Raw genomic sequence first — 18,704 nt, 5'->3', positions numbered from 1 at the left:
CCTTGTTTGTTCACATTCTTGCACGTTATGGTGGCCGACATGTCGAAACCACTGCTCATTCTCATCGCCGGCCCCTACCGCTCCGGCACCGACGGCGACCCCGCCCGCATCGCCCGCAACCTCGAGCGACTCGAGGAGGCCTCCTGGCCGATCTACGAGCGCGGCCATGTGCCGATGATCGGCGAATGGGTCGCGTTGCCGATTCTGCGCGTGGCGGCGACGGATGTCTCGGGGCCAGAGGCATCCGATGGCGACGTCATGTACACGACCGCCCACCGCCTGCTGCAGCACTGCGACGCCGTGCTGCGCCTCGAGGGCGCCTCGCAGGGCGCCGATCAGGACGTGCGGATCGCGGAGGCCAGGGGCATCCCGGTGTACCGCTCGATCGACGAGATCCCGGTGCTCGCGACCGCCGCGGGCTGACGACCAGGGCGCCGGACCACTCGTATCGCACCGGACCGCGGATATCCACGGTCCCGTGCGACACGAGTGATCCCGAATGACGGCCACCCCGCGGCCGTAGGGTTGGACGGTGCAGATCACGGTGCTCGCGGGCGGAGTCGGAGGCTCGCGCTTCGTGCGCGGCGTGCGCGAGGAGTGCGCGCGGCGCTGGCCCGACGGCGACGGGGGCACCGAGGCATCCGTCACCGTCGTCGTCAACACGGGCGACGACATCTGGCTCGCGGGTGTGCGCCTCATGCCCGACTTCGACTCGCTGCTCTACTCGCTCGCGGGCGTGAACGACACCGAGCGCGGTTGGGGCCGGGTGGGCGAGACCGAGCGCGTGGCCGCCGAGCTCCGCGAGTGGGGCGTCGGGTGGCCGTGGTTCACCCTCGGCGACCTCGACCTCGGCACCCACCTGGCGCGCACGGCGTGGCTCCGCGAGGGCGCGACGCCGTCGCAGGTTGCGCATCGCCTGCAGCAGCGCTGGCCGCTCGGCGTGCAGCTGATCCCCGCGACCGACACCGAGGTCGACACCGACGTGCTCGTCGCCGACCCCGACCAGCTCGGCGGCGAGCGCGAGATGCACTTCCAGGAGTGGTGGACGCGCTACCGCGCCGCCCTGCCCGCGGTCGCATTCCGGCAACGGAACATCGCGTCCGCCCGCCCGGCGCCCGGTGTCGTCGAAGCGATCCTGGGCGCCGATGTCGTGCTCATCGCCCCGTCGAACCCGGTCGTCTCGATCGGCACGATCCTCGCCGTCCCGGGCATCCGCGAGGCGCTCGCCGAGACCTCGGCGCGCGTCATCGGCGTCTCGCCGATCATCGGCGGCAAGGTCGTGCGCGGCATGGCCGACGCGTGCCTGCCCGTCATCGGCGTCGAGACGAGCGCCGAGGCGGTCGGCCGGCACTACGGTTCGCGGCAGTCGGGCGGGCTGCTCGACGGCTGGCTCGTCGACGAGGCGGATGCCGCTGCGGTCCCGTCGCTCGAGGCGATCGGGTTGACCGCGGCGGCGGTTCCACTCTGGATGCGCGACCTCGACACCTCGGCCGCTCTCGCCGGTGCGGCGCTCGACCTCGCGGTCTAGACTGGTGGCCGACCCGTCGATCTGGATCTGATCGGCGTGTGCGGCCCGGCATTGGGCTGCGAGTCCCCGACAACGTCGGCGCCCTACTCGCACGCCATCCGGAGGCCTGATGCCCACGTTCCGTTCCCTCGTCATCGCCGCGCCCGTCGCCGCGGTCCTCCTCCTCGCGGGCTGCGCGAGCGGCAGTGCCGCCGGCTCCACCGGGCCCGGTGCGGCCGACGAGGCCGGCAACGCCGCGGCATCTGCGTACCCGCTCACGATCGACAATTGCGGCACCGAGGTCGTCTTCGAGTCGGCACCCGAACGCGTCGTGACGATTAAGTCGTCGACCCTCGAGCTGCTCCTCGCCCTCGGCCTCGAAGACCGGGTCATCGGCTCGGCCTTCAGTGATGGACCAGTGCCTGAGGCGTACAGCGAAGCCGCGGCGAGCATCGAGGCGCTCTCCGACAAGGTGCCGTCGCAGGAGGCGACGCTCGCCGCGGAGCCCGATCTCGTCTTCGCCGGGTGGGAGTCCAACCTCTCCGCCGAGGGCGCGGGCGACCGCGAGACGCTCGCGAAGCTCGGCGTCGCGACGTACGTCGCGCCGGCGGCGTGCAAGGGCGAGGGCTACATGCCGAACCCGCTCACGTTCGACGAGGTCTTCCGCGAGTTCGAAGAGGCCGGCGACATCTTCGGCGTCCCGGATGCCGCGGCCGACCTGGTCGCGACGCAGCGTGCGGAACTCGACGCGATCGAGCCGAGCACCGACGGCCTCACGGCCCTCTGGTACAGCTCGGGCGACGAGACGCCGTTCGTCGGCGCGGGCATCGGCGCACCGCAGATGATCATGCAGGCCGCGGGCCTCGAGAACATCGCCGCCGACGTCGAGGACACCTGGACGTCGATGGGCTGGGAGGCGATCGTCGCCGCGAACCCCGACGTCATCGTGCTCGTCGACGCCGCGTGGAACACCGCCAAGCAGAAGATCGCCCACCTCGAGTCGAACTCCGCGACCGCAGCCCTGCCCGCGGTGCAGCAGAAGCGCTACCTCGTCGTCGACTTCCCGGCGACCGAGGCGGGCGTGCGCAACGTCGGTGCCGTCGCGTCGCTCGTCGAGCAGCTCGGGGCCCTCGGCTTCTGATGCCGCAGAGCGTGCCGAAAACAGGTGGGGGCGACATGTCGGCACCGGAAACAGGCGTGCGCAGCGTGCTTCCGCCACGTGCTCCTGTATTCGAGACGCGACGCGGGCGCACCACCGCGTCGGCCGTCGCGCTCGGCGTGCTGCTCGCGGCATCCGTCATCGCGGCCGTGACCATCGGGCCGGCCGGACTCGCCCCCGCCGACGTCATCGCGAGCGTCGCCGCGCACCTCGGCATCGGCGAACCCACCCTCAGCCCGCTGCGCGACGGCATCGTCTGGGAGCTGCGCATGCCCCGGGTGCTCACCGCCGCCGCGGTCGGCGCCGGTCTCGCGCTCTGCGGCGCGGTCATGCAGGCACTGACCCGCAATCCGCTCGCCGACCCCTACCTGCTCGGCCTCTCGTCGGGCGCCTCCGTCGGCGCCGTGATCGTCATCGTGCTCGGCGTCGGCCTGCTGCTGCCGTTCGCCGCGTTCGCGGGGGCTCTCGCCGCGCTCGTCGCGACGCTCGCCCTCGCGGGCGCGGCCGGGCGCGGCGCGGGTCGCGGCTCGGGCGGCAGCCTCTCCCCCACGCGAACGGTGCTCGCCGGGCTCGCCGTTTCGTCGATGTTCGGCGCCGTCACGAGCCTCGTCATCTTCTGGAGCGCGACCGGCGACAGCTACCGCGAGATCCTCAACTGGCTGCTCGGCTCGCTCGCCGGTACCGACTGGGTCTCGGTCGCGATCGCCGGCGGCGCGCTCATTGCGATCGGCATTCCGCTCATCGCGAGCGCGCGCACGCTCGACGCGTTCGCGTTCGGCGACGCCGCGGCATCCGCTCTCGGTGTGCACGTCGGCCGCAGCCGGGTGCTACTGCTCGGCGGCACCGCGCTGCTCACCGGTGCGCTCGTGGCCGTGAGCGGATCGATCGGGTTCGTCGGACTGATCCTGCCGCATGGCGTGCGGCTGCTCGTCGGCTCGCGTCACCGAGCGCTGCTGCCGCTCTCGGCACTCGCGGGTGCGCTCTTCCTGGTCTGGGCCGACACCGCGGCGCGCACGCTCTTCGATCCGCGCGAACTGCCCGTCGGCATCATCACGGCGCTCGTCGGCGGCCCGGTGTTCGCCCTGCTGCTCATGCGACGGAGGGTCTCGTGACCGACGGCCTCGACCTCTCGCGCGTGCGCTTCTCGCGCACCGGCCGCCTCATCGTCGACGAGGTCGACGTCACGGTTCCCGCCGGTTCGCTCGGCGCGCTGCTCGGTCCGAACGGCGCCGGCAAGTCGACCCTGCTGCACCTGATCGCGGGCATCGAGCGAGCGGATGCCGGTGCGCTCGCGTTCGCCGGCCGCGATCTCGCAGCTCTTCGCCGCCGCGACCGGGCGCGTCGCATCGCCCTCGCCGAGCAGGAGACGCACGACGCCCCCGAGCTGCGCGTGCACGAGGTCGTCGCGCTCGGCCGCACGCCGCACCTCGGGGCGTGGGCGGGCCTCGGCGAGCGCGACCACGCCATCGTGGCGGAGTCGCTCGCGGTGCTCGGCCTCGAACCGCTCGCCGCGCGCGAGTACTCGACGCTCTCGGGCGGCGAACGCCAACGGGTGAACCTCGCGCGGGCGCTCGCGCAGGAGCCCGAGCTGCTGTTGCTCGACGAGCCGACCAACCACCTCGACGTGCGCGCGCAGCTCACGAGCCTCGAGCTCGTGCGCTCGCTCGCGTCGAGCGGGCGCACGGTGCTCGCGGCGCTGCACGACCTCGGACTCGCGGCCGCGTACGCGGATCACGTGATCGTGCTCGATCGCGGCCGGGTCGTAGCATCCGGTGCCCCCGCCGATATGCTCGAACCCGGACTCATCCGCGACGTCTGGGGCGTCGAGGCCGAGGTGCTCGCACACCCATCGACGGGGCGGCCCCTCATCGCCTACTCGGGCGTGGCGGAGCGGAGCGCTCGCGCCCCCGTGTGACGACGGCGCGCCGGCAGGAATCTCCGCCGTCCTCCGACTACCTCCGGCTGGCTCCGCCGACCTCAGACCGGCTCCGTGGGCGCATCCCCTCGAGTGCCATCGCAACGAGACGCTCGATGTACTCGTCGGTCAGGGGGCCGCTGCGTTGGAGCCACCGGCTGAGGACCGGACCCCAGATGAGGTCGATCGCGACGTCGAGATCGAGATCGTCATCCAGCTCGCCCGCGCGCTGCGCGCTGCGCAGTCGCTGCCGCTTGGCCTGCCGGAGCGGCGCGTCGAGTCGCTCGTGGTAGGCCGCGGCGAGCACGGCATCGTGCGTGATCTCGGTGGCGAGCGCCCGCATCGGCTCCGCGAGTCGGGATTCGTTCAGCTCGACGATGGTTGCCTGCAACACGTGCGTCAGGTCTGCACGGAGGTCGCCCGTGTCGGGGAGCGCCGGCAACTCGCCTGCGTCGCCTTCGCTGAGGAGGAGGAACGCATCGAAGAGCACGGCTGCCTTCGAGGGCCACCATCGATAGATCGTCTGCTTGCCCACGCCGGCGCGCGTCGCGATGCCTTCGATGCTGAGCCGGGCGTACGGAACCTCCTGCAGCAGGTCGAATGTCGCTGAGAGGACGGCGCGGCGCGACGCCTCGTTGCGTCGCGCGGGATCGGGATTCGACATAGGTCCAGCGTATCAATACGCGAGACGAGACGTTGCGTATTGCGGAGGGCTCGTCGGCGTGCTAGCTTGATGGCTCGCGAGACGAACCGTCTCGTCTCATCGAAGGAGAAACCATGCGACAGCCGTCTCCCGCCTCCCGCACCTGGTTCATCACCGGCGCCAGCCGCGGCCTGGGCCATGCACTCGCCGTCGCCGCGCTCGAGCGCGGCGATCGAGTGGTGGCCGCCGCGCGAACCGCGAGCCCCGACGTCTTCGATGCCCGGCACCGCGAACGCATCCTCGCCCTGAACCTCGACGTGACCGATCGAGACGCGGTGGCGACCGCCGTGGCCGACGCCATCGCGCACTTCGGTCGGCTCGATGTCGTGGTGAACAACGCCGGCAACATGTCGATGGGCATGGTCGAGGAGTTCACCGAGGCTCAGGCCAGGGCGCAGTTCGAGGTCAACCTGTTCGGTGCGCTCTGGGTCAGCCAGGCCGTGATGCCGCACCTGCGTCGGCAGGGATCTGGTCACATCCTGCAGGTCTCGAGCATCGCGGCGCTCGGCGGGTTTCCGAGCACCGGTCTGTACAGCGCGAGCAAGTTCGCGCTGGAGGGCATGAGCGAGGCGCTGGCCGCCGAGGCCGCGGCATTCGGTGTCAAGGTCGCCATCGTGCAGCCAGGCGGCTATTGGACCGATTTGTACTCCAGCATGGTGTCCACGACCCCGGCCGAGGCATATGCGCCCCTTCGGGCCGAGCTGGAGAAGCAGTGGGCCGGCGATTCCATCGATAGCGACCCTCGGCTCGCCGCCGAGGCGATGCTCTCGCTCGTCGACAGCGACGAGCCTCCGCTGCGGCTCCTGCTGGGCAGCATGGTCTTCGACCTCGCGCGCGACATCTCGCTGCAGCGGCTCGAGACCTGGTCGACCTGGGAACAGGTCAGCCGGGCCGCCGAGCACGCCATGCCCAATCCCCTCGTGGCGGCCGAATGAACAGGCCGGCCGTCAGCCCGATTCCCGCACCCGCTCCCGCTCCACGAAAGGACTTCCCATGCAGATCAGCATCACGGCAGCCGGCGCCAGGGTGATCAGCGCGCCCACCACCGAACCCGGGGCGAGCGATACTGCCCGTTCTCGGACCCGAACGGGATCGTCTGGCAGCTCGTCAGCTGGGTCAGCACCCCAGAGGCCTGAGCTTCCCGCAGGCCCACGCGGCGCGCTGCTCAACGTGCGCTGGGCGACTACTGCGGCGCGTCGACCTCTGCCTGCGCGCGGGTGTTGCGGGCGATCTCCTCGGTCGCCGCGGCGATCCGGCGCAGCGCGCCGATGACGCTGATACCGCCGAAGAAGACGCACAGCGCGATACCCCACAACAAGAAGTCCATGCGGCGAGCATAGGGGCCGACCGGCGTCCCGCGTTGGCTTCGGCGCGAGCGCGACGATTACTCCTCGACACGGGAGGTCCGCCGGCTGAAATTCCCCGGCGGAGATGGAACGTCACCGACGAAATCGGTGCCGAAGTGCCGAAGTGCCGAAGTGCCGAAGGAGCATGGCACGGATGCCGCCGCTCCCGATTCCCGGGAAGCTTCGTTTCGGCATCCGGCAGGACGTTCTCGACCGGGCCGCAGACCACGCTCCTCGAGGAGGGGCCAGACCGTCACTACTGGCCGGGCCGTCGGAGCGCAGCATCCGCTCGCCGCTGCTCGCGCGTGCGGAGCTCGACGGCGGCGCGGAGCAGGCCGGGTATCAGCAGGCGGTGCACGGCGGAGAGCGGGGGCCAGACGATGCGACCTACGGCCCGTTCGTAGCGCACGAGCGTGGCCAACGACACTCGGCCATCGAACCCTCTCACCACGAGATTGGCGCTGAGGAACCAGGAGCCGGCTTCGAGCCGGATCCACTGCTCGCCCTGCTCGGCGATCCGCCACCCGGCGACCGTGCGCGGTGATCGACCGCGGCTGAGGCGGATGCCGAGCAGGCCCCGCCAGATGAATTGCTGAGCCAGGTTCGGGATGTCGCCGAACATCGCCCTGGCCCACTGCTCAGGGGAGGCGATCACGTCGGTCGCGATCGAGAACGCGTCGGCATAGTCGCCATCGGGCAACGAACTCGCAGAACGGTCAGACTCGGGAATCGCCGACATCCCGACCACGCCGGTCACCGCGGATGCACCGGATGCCGCGGCGCTCTGCTGCTCGCGGATGCTCTCGGGCAGTGTCATGGTTCCGTCCTTCCCTCGCGGTTATACGCAGGTGTACAACAGCGACGGTAGCAGGGGTTGTACGATTGCGTATACATCTGGACGCAAGGAGGGGCAGCCATGGGCGCACTTCGCACGCCCCGTGATGCGTGGATCGAAGCGGGCCTGCGCGCGCTTGCCGACGGCGGCACCGATGCGGTGCGGATCGAAGCCCTGGCGAAGAGCCTCGGAGTCACCAAGGGCGGCTTCTACGGCTACTTCGCCGACCGCGACGCGCTGCTCGAGGCGATGCTCGACAGTTGGGAACGGGAGAGCACCGACGAGGTGCTCGATGTCATCGAGCACGAGGGCGATGACCCGAAGGTCAAGATCACACGCGCGGGAATGCTCACCTTCTCGAACGACCGGCTGCTGCCCATCGACCTCGCGGTCCGCGACTGGGCGCGCCGCGACGAGCACGTCGCCGAACGCCTCCGACGGGTGGACAACCGGCGAATGGCGCTGCTTCGCGAGATGATCGGCACCTTCTGCACCGACCCAGACGAGATCGAGGCCCGGAGCCTTCTCGCGTTCTGCTTGGCCATCGGCGAGCACTTCCTCGCCGCCGACCACGGCGGGCGCTCGAGATCGCAGGTACTCTCCCGCACCGCGGACATCCTCCTCAACCGATCGGAGGCATCGGCCACCTGAGGTGACGAGCCCGCACACCCGCCTCGCGCCCTCCCCTCTCGGGCTCGCTCACATCGCGCTTGGGGTCGAACTCATGACGCGACGAGATCTCCGCCAAGTGGAATGTCCCTCGATGAAATCGGTACCGAAGTACCGAAGTACCGAAGTATCGAAGGTTTCCAGCACATTGCTCGCCCCAGCGCCCGACTTCCCCAGCGGGCGTAGCCTGAAGGGATGACGCGAACCGCCTACGAGGCGCAGCCCCGCGACCAACTACTCGACGGCATCGCCGAGGAGTTCCTGCATCACGCGTCGCACGGCCGCCGGCTCATCGCGGTCGAGGCTTCGACGACGGCAGATGCCGCACGCTTCGCCGACGACCTCGCTGCCGCGCTCGCCGCGCGCGGGCAGTCGATCGTCCGGGAGTCCGTCGGCCCGGTCGACGAGGCAGAGCTGCGCGCCAAGGTCGTCGAGCCGTTCCGTGCGGGCACGCTGCCCGGGGCATCCGCTGACTCGGTGCTCGTCGTCGACGGGCAGGGCCTCCTCGACGACGCCGTGCGCGGCATCTGGCACTTCTCGGTGTGGCTGATGGCGGGCGGCGGGCTGCCGCACTCCGGGGCATCCGTCATCGTCGACGTCACCGATGACGCCGCGCCGAGCCGATTCTTCTACGACTACTGCGCGCTGCCGCCGAGCGTGAATCGACCCGGACTGCGCTGAGCGCCGAGGGCTGGCTCCGCCAGCGCGGACCCGTTGCCGCTGAACCCGTCGGGGTCTACGGTGGGGGCATCCGGCAGGTTGTACCCGATTCGGGGGGTCCCAAATGGTCAACGTCGTCCGTCGCCGCAGCTCCGCGCTTCGCCGCGTGAGCGTCGCGCTCGCTGCAACGCTCGCGGCCGGAGCTCTCGCCGCTGCCGCTCCGGCTTCCGCGCAGCCGTTGTCCGCGTCCTCGCTCGCACCCGCGGGCCTGGTCGCCGCCGGGCGCCCGGCACCACCGGCACCGTCGACCTCGACGGGGTACGGAGGCGCGGTGTCATCCGTCGACTCGGAGGCCAGTGCCGTAGGCCTCGAAGTACTGCGGAAGGGCGGCAACGCCGCCGACGCCGCCGTGGCCACTGCGTCGGCGCTCGGCGTGACCGAGCCCTACAGCGCCGGCATCGGCGGCGGTGGCTACTTCGTGTACTTCGACGCCGCGACCGGTGAGGTGACGACGATCGACGGTCGCGAGACCGCACCCGCCGCCATGCCGACCGACGCGTTCATCGACCCGGCGACCGGCCAGCCGTACCCCTTCGCCGCCGCCGTCTCATCGGGCCTCTCAGTCGGCGTGCCAGGCACCGTCGCCACGTGGGAGGCGGCGCTCGATGAATTCGGCACCGAGTCGCTGCACGAGATGCTGAAGCCGTCGATCCTGCTCGCCACCCGCGGGTTCCGGGTCGATGAGACCTTCGCCCAGCAGACGGCGGCGAACCAGGCCCGCTTCGCGGCGTTCCCCGCCACCGCCGAACTGTTCCTGCCGAACGACGCACCGCCCGTGGTCGGCTCGACCTTCAAGAACCCCGATCTCGCGAAGACGCTTCGCCAGATCGCGGTGCACGGCACCGACGTCTTCTACGAGGGGGCGCTCGCCGACGAGATCGCGGCCATCGCGCAGCAGCCGCAGACGGATCCGGCGGCGACGCTGCCCGCGTACCCGGGCTACCTGACGGCCGACGACCTCGCCGCCTACGACGTGCTCGAGCAGGCGCCGACGCGCGTGGAGTACCGCGGCCTCGACGTCTACGGCATGGCGCCGTCGTCGTCGGGCGGCACGACGGTCGGCGAATCGCTCAACATCCTCGAGAACTTCGACCTTTCGAGCGAGTCGACGTCGCAGGCGCTGCACCTCTACCTCGAGGCCACCGCCCACGCCTTCGCCGACCGCAACGCCTATGTCGGCGACCCGGCTTTCGTCGACGTGCCGACCGAGACCCTGCTGAGCCAGGACTTCGCCGACGCACGAGCCTGCGTGATCGATCCGGATGTCGCGTCGGTCAAGCCCGTGGCTCCGGCACCGCTCGACGCCGCCGGCTGCGAGCTCGCGGCTGCGGCCGACCCCGTTGACACCGAGAACATCTCGACGACGCATCTCTCGGTGGTCGACCAGTGGGGCAACGCCGTCGCGTACACCCTCACGATCGAGCAGACGGGCGGCTCGGGCATGACCGTGCCGGGCCGCGGATTCCTGCTGAACAACGAGCTCACCGACTTCAACTTCGTGCCGAACCCTGCCGACCCGAACACCGTCGAACCCGGCAAGCGGCCGCGATCCTCGATGTCGCCGACGATCGTGCTCGACGGCGGCGACGTGCGCTACGTGGTCGGCTCGCCGGGCGGCTCGACGATCATCACGACCGTGGCGCAGGTGCTCATGAACCGCATCGACCTCGGCATGAGCCTGCCCGAGGCGGTCGCGGCACCGCGGGCATCGCAGCGCAACACCGTCAACGTCTCGGCCGAGCAGGCGTTCCTCGACGCCTACGCCGCCGAACTCGCGCCGTACGGTCACACGTTCGGGTCGCCGGCGGAGATCGGTGCGGTGGCGGCCATCGAGGTCGATGCCGACGGACTCATGACCGCGGCGGCCGAGCCGGTTCGCCGCGGCGGCGGCACCGGGCTGGTGGTCGAACCGGCGCAGTGACGAGCACCTCGTCGGTCGAGTAGCGACGTAGGAGCGTATCGAGGCCTGTTGCGAGATCTCGATACGGCCCTACCGGGCCTCCTCGATCGGCGGGGCCTTCAGAGCGCCCGCAGGCGCGGCGCGAGGTCGCGCGCGAAGAGTTCCTGGAATCGCGCCTGGTCATGCCCGGGTGCGTGGAAGACGAGGTGGTTGAACCCCCAGTCGACGTACTGCTTGATGCCGGCGACGACCTCATCGGGGTCGCTGCCGACGATCCAGCGCTTGGCGATCTGCTCGATCGGCAGCGCGTCGGCCGCGCGCTCCATCTCGACCGGGTCTGTGATGGAGTGCTTCTGCTCGGGGGTGAGCGAGAGCGGCGACCAGAACCGCGTGTTCTCGAGCGCGGCCGTGGCGTCGGTGTCGTACGAGACCTTGATCTCGATCATGCGGTCGAGGTCGGTGAACGATCGGTCGTCGCCGCGAGCGGCGAGCCCCTCCTGCACCGCCGGGATGAGCTGCTCGGTGTAGAGCTCCATGCCCTTGCCCGAGGTGCAGATGAATCCGTCGCCCGCGCGCCCCGCGTACTTCGCCACGGTCGGCCCGCCTGCGGCGATGTAGACAGGTACGGGGACATCCGGTCGGTCGTAGATCGACGCATCGTGCGTCGAGTAGTACTCGCCCTCGAAGCTGACCTGCTCGTCGTCGGTCCAGAGCGCTCGCATGAGGCGCACCGACTCGCGGAGCCGCGCGAAGCGCTCCTTGAACTCGGGCCACTCCTGCTCGCCCGCGCCGCGGAAGCCCGTCGCGATCTCGTTGAGCGCCTCGCCGGTGCCGAAGCCAGCGATGATGCGCCCCGGGTAGAGGCAGCCGAGGCTCGCGAACGCCTGCGCGAGCACCGCTGGGTTGTAGCGGAACGTCGGCGTCATGACGCTCGTGCCGATCTTGATGGTCGACGTACGCTCGCCGACGGCCGCCATCCAGGTCAGCGAGAACGGCGCGTGACCGCCATCGTGCCGCCACGGCTGGAAGTGATCGCTCGTGAACACCGACTCGAAGCCGTTGGCTTCGGCCGCAACCGCGATCTCGACGAGCTCGCGCGGGGCGAACTGCTCGGCTGAGGCCTTGTATCCGAGGGTGAGCGTCATGCTTCGATCCTCGCACGCGCGGCGGCTTCGCGGGTCAGCGGCCCGGCGCCGAGCGCGAGCGCCTCGGCGAGCGCGTCGATCGTGTCGACGTCGCGCCTGAGCCCGGCGGATGCCGCGAGCTCCACGAATCCCGCTGCGGCGTGACGCGCCGCCGAGTCGACGCCGAAGTGCGGTGCGAGATGCACGCCCGCCGAGGCGGTCGCGAGGGTCGTGCCGGTGCCGTCGGCGTCGCGCACGAAGGCGAGCGGATGCCGCGACGCGGTCTCGAGGGCGGCATCGAGTTCTTCGGGTGCGAGGGCCGGCAGGTCGCCGAGCAGCACGGCGACCTGCCGCGAGCCGGTCTCACCCGGGTCGCCGCCTGCCCTGGCGTGCGCGATGCCGTAGGCGATCGCGGCCATCAGCCCCCGCGGCCCATCGGCGGGTTCCGCGAGGAACTCGGCTTCGCCGGCGAGCGCCGGGTCATCGCCGACCACGATGACCCGGTCGACCGACCGCGCCGCGAGCACCGCGGCGATCGTGTCGAGCGCGAACGCCCGGGCAAGGGCCTCACGCTCGACCGGCGGCACGGCCACGGCAAGTCGAGTCTTCGCACCGGCGGGCGCCTTCACGGGGATCACGACGGTCCACGGTGCGACCGGCCCCGCGGCATCCGCTGCCGTCACGCGCGGAGCCCCGGCAGCACGTCACGGCCGAAGACCTCGAGGAAGGCGGCCTGATCGCGGCCCGCGTTATGCAGGTAGATGCGGTCGAAGCCGAGATCGAGGTGGCGCTGGATGTCGGCGCGATGCACGTCGGGGTCGGCCGAGACGACCATGCGCCCGGCGAAGTCGTCGGGGCGCACCGTGCGGGCGAGCTGCTCGAACTCGAAGGGCGAGCGGATGTCACCGCGAGGGATGCGCAACCCGCCGTTCGGCCACTCGGTGAGGGCGCCGCGCATCGCCTCCTCATCGGTGGGCGCCCACGAGAGGTGCAACTGCAGCACCTTCGGCATGCGCGAGGCATCGCGGCCCACCTCGCGCGCACCCTCGCGGAACCGGGTGAGCAGAGCCGCGAGCTTCTCGGCGGGCGCCCCGATCGTGATCATGCCGTCGACGGTGCGGCCCGCGCGCTTCGCCGTCACGGGGCCGGATGCCGCGACGAGGATTTCAGGGGCGGTCGCCGGCATCGTCCAGAGCCGGGTGGCCTCGAGCTTGAAGTGCTGACCCGAGTGGCGCACATCGCGGCCCGCGAGCGATCCGGAGAAGAGCTTCTTGATCACGTCGACCGCCTCGAACATGCGGTTGATGCGCTCGGGCGCTTCAGGCCAATAGGGGCCGACGACGTGCTCGTTGAGCGCCTCACCCGAACCGAGACCGAGCCAGTGCCGACCCGGATGCATCGCCGCGAGCGTCGCGCTCGCCTGGGCGACGACCGCCGGATGCATCCGGAACCCCGGCGTCGTCACGCCCGGGCCGAAGTCGCCGCGGGTCCGCTCGCCGATCGCGCCGAGCACGCTCCACACGAACGACGACTCGCCCTGTGCTGGGATCCACGGCTGGAAGTGGTCGCTCGCCATCACCCCCGTGAAGCCGTGCGACTCGGCGAGCGCGCTGAGCGCGACGGCCTCTGCAGGCGGGAACCGCTCGAGCATGGCGGCGTAGCCGATTCGTGCTGACACGACTCCATCTTCCCCGACCGCCGGTCGAAAGCCGCCTACTCGACCGACGCGAGCGGCCCTTCGGCCTGCGACTCGTCGAAGCCGTTGCGGTAGCCCTCGTTGTACGCCTCGTCGGCGCCGATGCGGAACAGGTCGCGCTCCGCCGGCCGCTGGATCGACCGCGCCCCTGGCAGGTCGAGGTCGCCGACGAGGTGCCCGAGCCCGCGCACGACCGCGACGGGCACTCCCGACGACTTGCCCTTGACGAGCTCGGCGGCACCCGCGATCTCATCGGCGACGCACGGCATCGTGACGGCGAGCGGCTTGCCCGCGGCATCCGTCGACCCGCGCAGGTCCTCGAAGACGTGCACGCCGGCGGCGCCGATCGCGAGGTCGGTCTGACCCTCGCGCCACGGCCGGCCGAGCGTGTCCGAGAGGATGACGCCGACATGGGCGCCCGTGAGCGCGCGGATTCCGGTGGCGAGCGCCCGCGCCGAGGCATCCGGGTCGACCGGAAGCAGCAGCACCGTGCCCTCTGGCGTGTTCGACGCGTCGACACCGGCCGCGGCGCCGATGATGCCCTGGCGGTTCTCGACGATGCGCGTCACGCCGCCCTCGTAGGCGCGGCTCGCGACGACCCGCACCGTCTCGTCGGTGATGGCCTGCTCGCGGTCGGCGGCGGCAATGACGCGCCCCTCGGCCTTCGAGACGACCTTCGAGGTGATGACGAGGATGTCGCCGTCCTCGAGCTCGGTCGCATCGACGATGAGTGCGGCGAGGTCGGCGCCCTTCGCGATCTCGGGCAGGCCCTCGACGCCTTCGATGCTGTATCTCACGGCCACCCCCGGCTGATCGGTCTGCATGAATCATCGCAGTTCCGGGGCGCGTGGGGCCAGTTGCGCCGCGGCGACGCCGTGTCCACCCCTTGATTCGACGGATGCCTCGGGCGGTAGCATCGCGTATGGTCACCGATGATTCGCTCGACGACCGGCGTGACGGTCGCAACGAGACCCGGGTCGAACGCCTCGATCGCAACTGGACGGACATCCTCCAAGAGCTGCGCGCCGTGCAGACGGGCACGCAGATCATCAGCGGCTTCCTGCTCGCGGCGGCATTCCAGCCGCGTTTCACCGAGCTCGACGGCTACCAGCTCGGCCTCTACCTGGTGCTCGTCGGCCTGGCCTGCTCGGCGACGCTGCTCGGGCTCGGGCCGGTGATCCTGCACCGGCTGCTGTTCGGCCAGCTGCAGAAGGACCGCGTCGTGCACGTCGGCGGCGGCCTGCTCGTCGCCGACCTCATCGTGGTGTCGCTCCTCGCCGCCGGGGTGGCGAGCCTCATCTTCGACGTCGCGCTCGGCCGGGTCGCCGGGTTCGTGGCCCTCGGCGCCGGCGTCGTCTCGGTCGCGCTGCTGTGGCTCGCCGTGCCGCGGCTCTCGGCCGACCGGGTGCCGGTGCGACCGGGCGAACGTCTCTCGAACGGGCAATTGCGCGACTGACCGCGTCAGCGGGCTGTCCTACGCTTGGGGGCATGCGCATCGCCACCTGGAATGTCAACTCGATCCGCGCCCGTGTGGGGCGCACCGTCGACTGGATGGTGCGCGAAGACGTCGACGTGCTCGCGATGCAGGAGATCAAGTGCAAGCCCGAGCAGTTCCCGATCGAGGCGTTCGAGGAGGCGGGCTACGAGGTCGCCATCCATGGCCTGAACCAGTGGAACGGCGTCGCGATCGCGAGCCGCAAGCCGATCGGCGAGGTCGAGACCGCGTTCCCCGGCATGCCGGGCTTCCTGAAGGGGCTCGAGGGCCCAGACCAGCCGCAGGAGGCCCGTGCGATCGGCGCGACCGTCGGCGGCGTGCGGGTGTGGAGCCTCTACGTGCCCAACGGCCGGGCGCTCGGCGACCCGCACTACACGTACAAGCTCGACTGGCTCGCGGCGCTCACGGAGTACACGCGCGCCGAGACATCCGCTCGGCCCGAAGTGCCCTTCGCGCTCATGGGCGACTTCAACATCGCACCGCTCGATGAAGACAACGGCGACCCGGCGGTCGTCGAGGGGGTCACGACCCACGTCTCGCCGGCCGAGCGCCAGGCGTTCTTCACGCTCGAGAACGCAGGGGTGACGGATGTCGTGCGCCCGCGCATTCCCGAGGGCTACACCTACTGGGACTACAAGCAACTGAAGTTCCCGCGCAACGAGGGGCTGCGCATCGACTTCATCCTCGGGTCGGCGGCGTTCGCCGAGGCCGTGACGGATGCCTCGATCCACCGCAACGAGCGCAAGGGCGACGCCCCGAGCGACCACGTGCCGGTGCTCGTCGACCTCGCGATGGGCGATGACGACGACGATCGGCCGATGATCTTCTAGTCGCTCGGTCTTCGCGTCAGAGGGCTTGATTCAGCATTTTGTGAATACACGATTTGCTGTATCATCGCCGACATGACCGAGACCCCCGTGATCGAGACGGCGACCCTGACGCACACGGCGGCGCTCGCGCGACTCGGGCATGCGCTCTCCGACGAGACGCGCACCCGCGTCCTGCTCTCCCTGCGCGAAGCGCCCGCCTACCCGTCGGACCTCGCCGACGCGCTCGGCGTCTCGCGGCAGGTGATGTCGAACCAGCTCGCGTGCCTGCGCGGATGCGGGCTCGTCGAGGCCGTGCCCGACGGGCGCCGCACCTCCTACCGGCTCGCGGGCGAACACCTCGCCCCCGCGCTCGGCGACCTGCTCCGCCTCGTGCTCGTCGTCGACCCGGCGTGCTGCTCGAGCGACGACTGCACGTGCGCATGACCACCGTGCCGCTCGCTCCGCTCGCCCCCGAGCGACGCACCGTCCTCGTGCGACGCATCCGGCTCATCGTCGCGGCGACCATCACGTACAACGTCATCGAGGCGATCATCGCCCTCGCTGCGGGCTCGGTCGCGTCGTCGGCCGCCCTCATCGGCTTCGGCCTCGACTCGATCGTCGAGGTGCTCTCCGCCGCCGCGGTGGCGTGGCAGTTCGCCGCCCCCGATCCGCACCGGCGCGAGCGCGTCGCCCTGCGTCTCATCGCCGTGTCGTTCTTCGGCCTTGCGCTCTTCGTCTCCATCGACGCGGCGCGCGCGCTGCTCGGCGCGTCGGAGCCCGAGCACTCGCCGGTCGGCATCGCCCTCGCCGCCGTCAGCCTCGCCGTCATGCCCCTGTTGTCGTGGTTCGAGCGCCGCACCGGCCGCGAACTCGGCTCGGCCTCCGCGGTGGCCGACTCCAAGCAGACGCTCATCTGCGCGTACCTGTCGGCCGCGCTGCTCGCGGGCCTGCTGCTCAACAGCCTGCTCGGCTGGGCGTGGGCCGACTCCGTCGCCGCCCTCGTCATCGCCGCGTTCGCCGTGCGAGAGGGCATCGAAGCCTGGCGCGGCGACGCGTGCACGGTGCCGGTCTCGGTGCTGACCGGCGAGCGCGAGGCCGAGACCGACGACTGCTGCTGAACTGGGCCTCCGGCACCCGGATTCGTCCGTCTCCCAGCCGGCTTCGATACCCTCGAACACGTGACGAACTCCCCCGACCGACCCGGCGACGGCCCCTACACGGGCGTGACGCTCGGCGGCCGGTACCGCCTCGACAGGCTCATCGGCCGCGGCGGCATGGCGAGCGTCTACCGCGGCGAAGACCTGAGCCTCGGCCGGCCGGTCGCCGTGAAGGTGTTCGCCGAGGCGGCCGAGGGCATCGACGACGCGGCCCGCCGCCGCTCCGAGACGGCGCTGCTCGCGAGCGTCGAGCACCCGGCGCTCGTGCGCCTCTACGACGCCGCGCACGACGACGGCGTCGACCGCGAGTACCTCGTCATGGAACTCGTCGACGGCCGCGACCTCCGCAAGACCCTGCAGCAGGGTCCGGTCAGTGCAGCGGATGCCGCATGGCTCGCCGCCGACCTCGGTGAGGCGTTGCACGTGATCCACACGCGCGGCATCGTGCACCGCGACGTGAAGCCGGCGAACGTGCTGCTCGCGCCGGCGCACCTGCCCACCCGCAGCTGGAACGCGAAGCTCGCCGATTTCGGCATCGCCCGGCTCATCGACGACGCCCGCCTCACCCGCACCGGCGCCTACGTCGGCACGCCCGGCTACCTCAGCCCCGAGCAGGTCGGCGGCCGTGCGCCTGGCACTGCGTCCGACATCTACTCGCTCGGGCTCGTGCTGCTCGAGGCACGCACCGGGCGGCCGGCGTTCCCCGGCACGGCGAACGAGGCGACCGCTGCGCGCCTCGTGGGCGACCCCGAGATCCCCGCCGAACTCGGCGCCGACTGGGTGGAGCTGCTTCGCGCGATGACGGCCCGCGAGGCATCCGCTCGACCGGCGGCGCTCGATGTCGCGATGGCCGCCGGCCGACTTTCCACCGGGCCGGATGCCGCGCCGATGCCGGGAGCCGCGCCGACCGTGCTGCTCGACCCGACCGATGCGCCGACCCGAGTGCTCGGCACGCCGACGGCGAGCGACGACGCTGCGGGCGACGATGCGGTCGCAGAGCGAGCCGTGGCCGCCGCGTTCCGGCCCGCACCGAAGCGGTCACGTCGCTGGCTGCGACCCGCGATCGCCGTCGTGCTGCTCGCGGTCATCGCGACGGGCGCCGTGATGCTCGTGCATCCCATGATCGCGAGCCTCTCGCAGCCGCAGATCGAACCCACCGAGACGCTGCCGGTCTTGCCCGGCGAGCTCGGCGTGCACCTCGAGCAGCTGGAAGAGGCGGTGACGCGATGAGACGCGCTCGACTCCGCACCGCCGTGGGCGCGGGCCTCCTCGCCACGTCGCTCGTGTTCGGACTGGCCGCGTGCGGCCAGTCGCCCCAAGCAGTGAGCGCCGACCTGCATTCCTCGGTCGTGCAGGTCGCGAAGCGGGCTGCCTCCGGCGACTACCTCGGCGCGATCGCCGCCCTCGCCCTGCTCGAGAACGACGTCACCGAGGCGGTCGACTCGGGAGCGATCGGCGAGCAGCAGGCAGCCGACATCCGCGAGGCGATCGCCCTCGTGCAGGCCGATCTCGAAGCGGCAGAGCTGGCCGAGTCCGTAACGCCGACGCCGACCCCCGAACCGAATCCGTCGGACGAGGATGACGACGACGACAACCGCGGGCCGGGCAACGACAAGGGCAAAGACGAGGACAAGGGCAAGAAGCCGGGCGAGGGCAACGACGACTGAGC

22 protein-coding genes are annotated in these 18,704 nt (G+C 71.1%); 15 read left to right on the top strand and 7 right to left on the bottom strand.

Annotated features, from left to right (window positions below; translation table 11 throughout):
• The first annotated feature begins 39 nt into the window (after window positions 1-39).
• From VPH61_RS12565 to VPH61_RS12545, 5 genes are all read left to right on the top strand, one after another.
• Complete coding sequence (locus tag VPH61_RS12565; protein WP_332063842.1) at window positions 40-423, top strand: DUF4406 domain-containing protein; 384 nt, start codon at window positions 40-42, stop codon at window positions 421-423.
• Between the two features lie 109 nt (window positions 424-532).
• Window positions 533-1,528, top strand: coding sequence for a 2-phospho-L-lactate transferase (gene cofD, locus VPH61_RS12560; RefSeq protein WP_332063841.1), 996 nt, complete (start codon window positions 533-535; stop codon window positions 1,526-1,528).
• Between the two features lie 109 nt (window positions 1,529-1,637).
• The gene (locus VPH61_RS12555; protein WP_332063840.1) at window positions 1,638-2,648 is read left to right on the top strand and encodes a putative F420-0 ABC transporter substrate-binding protein; all 1,011 of its coding nucleotides are present in this window, start codon (window positions 1,638-1,640) and stop codon (window positions 2,646-2,648) included.
• 35 nt (window positions 2,649-2,683) lie between these two features.
• Window positions 2,684-3,778, top strand: a complete 1,095-nt coding sequence (locus VPH61_RS12550) for a putative F420-0 ABC transporter permease subunit (protein WP_332063839.1) — start codon at window positions 2,684-2,686, stop codon at window positions 3,776-3,778.
• The gene (locus VPH61_RS12545; RefSeq protein WP_332063838.1) at window positions 3,775-4,581 is read left to right on the top strand and encodes an ATP-binding cassette domain-containing protein; all 807 of its coding nucleotides are present in this window, start codon (window positions 3,775-3,777) and stop codon (window positions 4,579-4,581) included. Before VPH61_RS12550 ends, VPH61_RS12545 begins: the two co-directional genes overlap by 4 nt.
• A 37-nt stretch (window positions 4,582-4,618) precedes the next feature.
• On the opposite strand, the gene VPH61_RS12540 is transcribed toward VPH61_RS12545, so the two are convergent.
• Window positions 4,619-5,245, bottom strand: coding sequence for a TetR/AcrR family transcriptional regulator (locus tag VPH61_RS12540; RefSeq protein ID WP_332063837.1), 627 nt, complete (start codon window positions 5,243-5,245; stop codon window positions 4,619-4,621).
• A 113-nt stretch (window positions 5,246-5,358) separates the two neighbouring features.
• On the opposite strand from VPH61_RS12540, the gene VPH61_RS12535 reads away from it, so the two are divergent.
• Complete coding sequence (locus tag VPH61_RS12535; RefSeq protein WP_332063836.1) at window positions 5,359-6,219, top strand: SDR family NAD(P)-dependent oxidoreductase; 861 nt, start codon at window positions 5,359-5,361, stop codon at window positions 6,217-6,219.
• Window positions 6,220-6,467: 248 nt separating this feature from the next.
• Here VPH61_RS12535 and VPH61_RS12530 read toward each other — a convergent pair whose 3' ends face one another.
• Together VPH61_RS12530 and VPH61_RS12525 are read right to left on the bottom strand one after the other, a co-directional pair.
• Complete coding sequence (locus VPH61_RS12530; protein WP_332063835.1) at window positions 6,468-6,611, bottom strand: hypothetical protein; 144 nt, start codon at window positions 6,609-6,611, stop codon at window positions 6,468-6,470.
• Window positions 6,612-6,886: 275 nt separating this feature from the next.
• Window positions 6,887-7,447, bottom strand: coding sequence for a hypothetical protein (locus VPH61_RS12525; protein ID WP_332063834.1), 561 nt, complete (start codon window positions 7,445-7,447; stop codon window positions 6,887-6,889).
• Between the two features lie 99 nt (window positions 7,448-7,546).
• Here VPH61_RS12525 and VPH61_RS12520 point away from each other — a divergent pair, with 99 nt between their 5' ends.
• The 3 genes from VPH61_RS12520 to ggt all read left to right on the top strand — a co-directional run bounded on the left by VPH61_RS12520 (window position 7,547) and on the right by ggt (window position 10,775).
• Window positions 7,547-8,116 carry a TetR/AcrR family transcriptional regulator gene (locus tag VPH61_RS12520; RefSeq protein WP_332063833.1) on the top strand — a complete coding sequence of 190 codons (570 nt, stop codon included), beginning with the start codon at window positions 7,547-7,549 and terminating at the stop codon, window positions 8,114-8,116.
• A 213-nt stretch (window positions 8,117-8,329) separates the two neighbouring features.
• Window positions 8,330-8,815 carry a hypothetical protein gene (locus tag VPH61_RS12515; protein WP_332063832.1) on the top strand — a complete coding sequence of 162 codons (486 nt, stop codon included), beginning with the start codon at window positions 8,330-8,332 and terminating at the stop codon, window positions 8,813-8,815.
• A gap of 103 nt (window positions 8,816-8,918) precedes the next feature.
• Window positions 8,919-10,775, top strand: a complete 1,857-nt coding sequence (ggt, locus tag VPH61_RS12510) for a gamma-glutamyltransferase (protein ID WP_332063831.1) — start codon at window positions 8,919-8,921, stop codon at window positions 10,773-10,775.
• Window positions 10,776-10,873: 98 nt separating this feature from the next.
• Here the strand turns inward: ggt and fgd are convergent, their stop codons facing one another.
• Genes fgd through cofE form a run of 4 tightly spaced genes read right to left on the bottom strand, consistent with a single transcriptional unit; the run spans window position 10,874 to window position 14,371 of the window.
• On the bottom strand, window positions 10,874-11,899 hold the full coding sequence (gene fgd, locus VPH61_RS12505) for a glucose-6-phosphate dehydrogenase (coenzyme-F420) (RefSeq protein WP_332063830.1): 1,026 nt from the start codon (window positions 11,897-11,899) through the stop codon (window positions 10,874-10,876).
• Complete coding sequence (cofC, locus tag VPH61_RS12500; protein ID WP_332063829.1) at window positions 11,896-12,561, bottom strand: 2-phospho-L-lactate guanylyltransferase; 666 nt, start codon at window positions 12,559-12,561, stop codon at window positions 11,896-11,898. The genes fgd and cofC overlap by 4 nt, the downstream gene beginning before the upstream one ends.
• Complete coding sequence (locus VPH61_RS12495) at window positions 12,558-13,556, bottom strand: TIGR03557 family F420-dependent LLM class oxidoreductase (RefSeq protein ID WP_332063828.1); 999 nt, start codon at window positions 13,554-13,556, stop codon at window positions 12,558-12,560. The genes cofC and VPH61_RS12495 overlap by 4 nt, the downstream gene beginning before the upstream one ends.
• A 35-nt stretch (window positions 13,557-13,591) precedes the next feature.
• Complete coding sequence (gene cofE, locus VPH61_RS12490) at window positions 13,592-14,371, bottom strand: coenzyme F420-0:L-glutamate ligase (RefSeq protein ID WP_442879098.1); 780 nt, start codon at window positions 14,369-14,371, stop codon at window positions 13,592-13,594.
• Between the two features lie 125 nt (window positions 14,372-14,496).
• Between cofE and VPH61_RS12485 the strand changes: the two genes are divergently transcribed.
• The 6 genes from VPH61_RS12485 to VPH61_RS12460 all read left to right on the top strand — a co-directional run bounded on the left by VPH61_RS12485 (window position 14,497) and on the right by VPH61_RS12460 (window position 18,702).
• On the top strand, window positions 14,497-15,030 hold the full coding sequence (locus VPH61_RS12485; protein WP_332063826.1) for a DUF6328 family protein: 534 nt from the start codon (window positions 14,497-14,499) through the stop codon (window positions 15,028-15,030).
• A 32-nt stretch (window positions 15,031-15,062) separates the two neighbouring features.
• Entirely contained in the window at window positions 15,063-15,899 is an 837-nt protein-coding gene (locus tag VPH61_RS12480; RefSeq protein WP_332063825.1) for an exodeoxyribonuclease III, read from the top strand.
• A gap of 72 nt (window positions 15,900-15,971) precedes the next feature.
• Window positions 15,972-16,322, top strand: a complete 351-nt coding sequence (locus VPH61_RS12475; RefSeq protein ID WP_332063824.1) for an ArsR/SmtB family transcription factor — start codon at window positions 15,972-15,974, stop codon at window positions 16,320-16,322.
• Window positions 16,319-16,996 carry a cation transporter gene (locus tag VPH61_RS12470; protein WP_332063823.1) on the top strand — a complete coding sequence of 226 codons (678 nt, stop codon included), beginning with the start codon at window positions 16,319-16,321 and terminating at the stop codon, window positions 16,994-16,996. The genes VPH61_RS12475 and VPH61_RS12470 overlap by 4 nt, the downstream gene beginning before the upstream one ends.
• A 60-nt stretch (window positions 16,997-17,056) precedes the next feature.
• On the top strand, window positions 17,057-18,265 hold the full coding sequence (locus tag VPH61_RS12465) for a serine/threonine-protein kinase (protein ID WP_332063822.1): 1,209 nt from the start codon (window positions 17,057-17,059) through the stop codon (window positions 18,263-18,265).
• The gene (locus tag VPH61_RS12460; RefSeq protein WP_332063821.1) at window positions 18,262-18,702 is read left to right on the top strand and encodes a hypothetical protein; all 441 of its coding nucleotides are present in this window, start codon (window positions 18,262-18,264) and stop codon (window positions 18,700-18,702) included. The genes VPH61_RS12465 and VPH61_RS12460 overlap by 4 nt, the downstream gene beginning before the upstream one ends.
• The last annotated feature ends 2 nt before the right edge of the window (window positions 18,703-18,704 follow it).

This window comes from Agromyces sp. CCNWLW203 (assembly GCF_036576125.1).
Classification (GTDB): domain Bacteria; phylum Actinomycetota; class Actinomycetes; order Actinomycetales; family Microbacteriaceae; genus Agromyces.
The sequence above is the reverse complement of the archived record's forward strand: the minus strand, read 5'-3'. Positions and strand labels throughout refer to the sequence as shown.

Coding starts and splice junctions, on each gene's coding strand:
- VPH61_RS12565 (WP_332063842.1), top strand. CDS start 40: ATGTCGAAACCACTGCTCATTCTCATCGCCGGCCCCTACCGCTCCGGC.
- VPH61_RS12555 (WP_332063840.1), top strand. CDS start 1,638: ATGCCCACGTTCCGTTCCCTCGTCATCGCCGCGCCCGTCGCCGCGGTC.
- VPH61_RS12550 (WP_332063839.1), top strand. CDS start 2,684: ATGTCGGCACCGGAAACAGGCGTGCGCAGCGTGCTTCCGCCACGTGCT.
- VPH61_RS12540 (WP_332063837.1), bottom strand. CDS start 5,245: ATGTCGAATCCCGATCCCGCGCGACGCAACGAGGCGTCGCGCCGCGCC.
- VPH61_RS12535 (WP_332063836.1), top strand. CDS start 5,359: ATGCGACAGCCGTCTCCCGCCTCCCGCACCTGGTTCATCACCGGCGCC.
- VPH61_RS12530 (WP_332063835.1), bottom strand. CDS start 6,611: ATGGACTTCTTGTTGTGGGGTATCGCGCTGTGCGTCTTCTTCGGCGGT.
- VPH61_RS12525 (WP_332063834.1), bottom strand. CDS start 7,447: ATGACACTGCCCGAGAGCATCCGCGAGCAGCAGAGCGCCGCGGCATCC.
- VPH61_RS12520 (WP_332063833.1), top strand. CDS start 7,547: ATGGGCGCACTTCGCACGCCCCGTGATGCGTGGATCGAAGCGGGCCTG.
- VPH61_RS12515 (WP_332063832.1), top strand. CDS start 8,330: ATGACGCGAACCGCCTACGAGGCGCAGCCCCGCGACCAACTACTCGAC.
- ggt (WP_332063831.1), top strand. CDS start 8,919: ATGGTCAACGTCGTCCGTCGCCGCAGCTCCGCGCTTCGCCGCGTGAGC.
- fgd (WP_332063830.1), bottom strand. CDS start 11,899: ATGACGCTCACCCTCGGATACAAGGCCTCAGCCGAGCAGTTCGCCCCG.
- VPH61_RS12485 (WP_332063826.1), top strand. CDS start 14,497: ATGGTCACCGATGATTCGCTCGACGACCGGCGTGACGGTCGCAACGAG.
- VPH61_RS12480 (WP_332063825.1), top strand. CDS start 15,063: ATGCGCATCGCCACCTGGAATGTCAACTCGATCCGCGCCCGTGTGGGG.
- VPH61_RS12475 (WP_332063824.1), top strand. CDS start 15,972: ATGACCGAGACCCCCGTGATCGAGACGGCGACCCTGACGCACACGGCG.
- VPH61_RS12470 (WP_332063823.1), top strand. CDS start 16,319: ATGACCACCGTGCCGCTCGCTCCGCTCGCCCCCGAGCGACGCACCGTC.
- VPH61_RS12460 (WP_332063821.1), top strand. CDS start 18,262: ATGAGACGCGCTCGACTCCGCACCGCCGTGGGCGCGGGCCTCCTCGCC.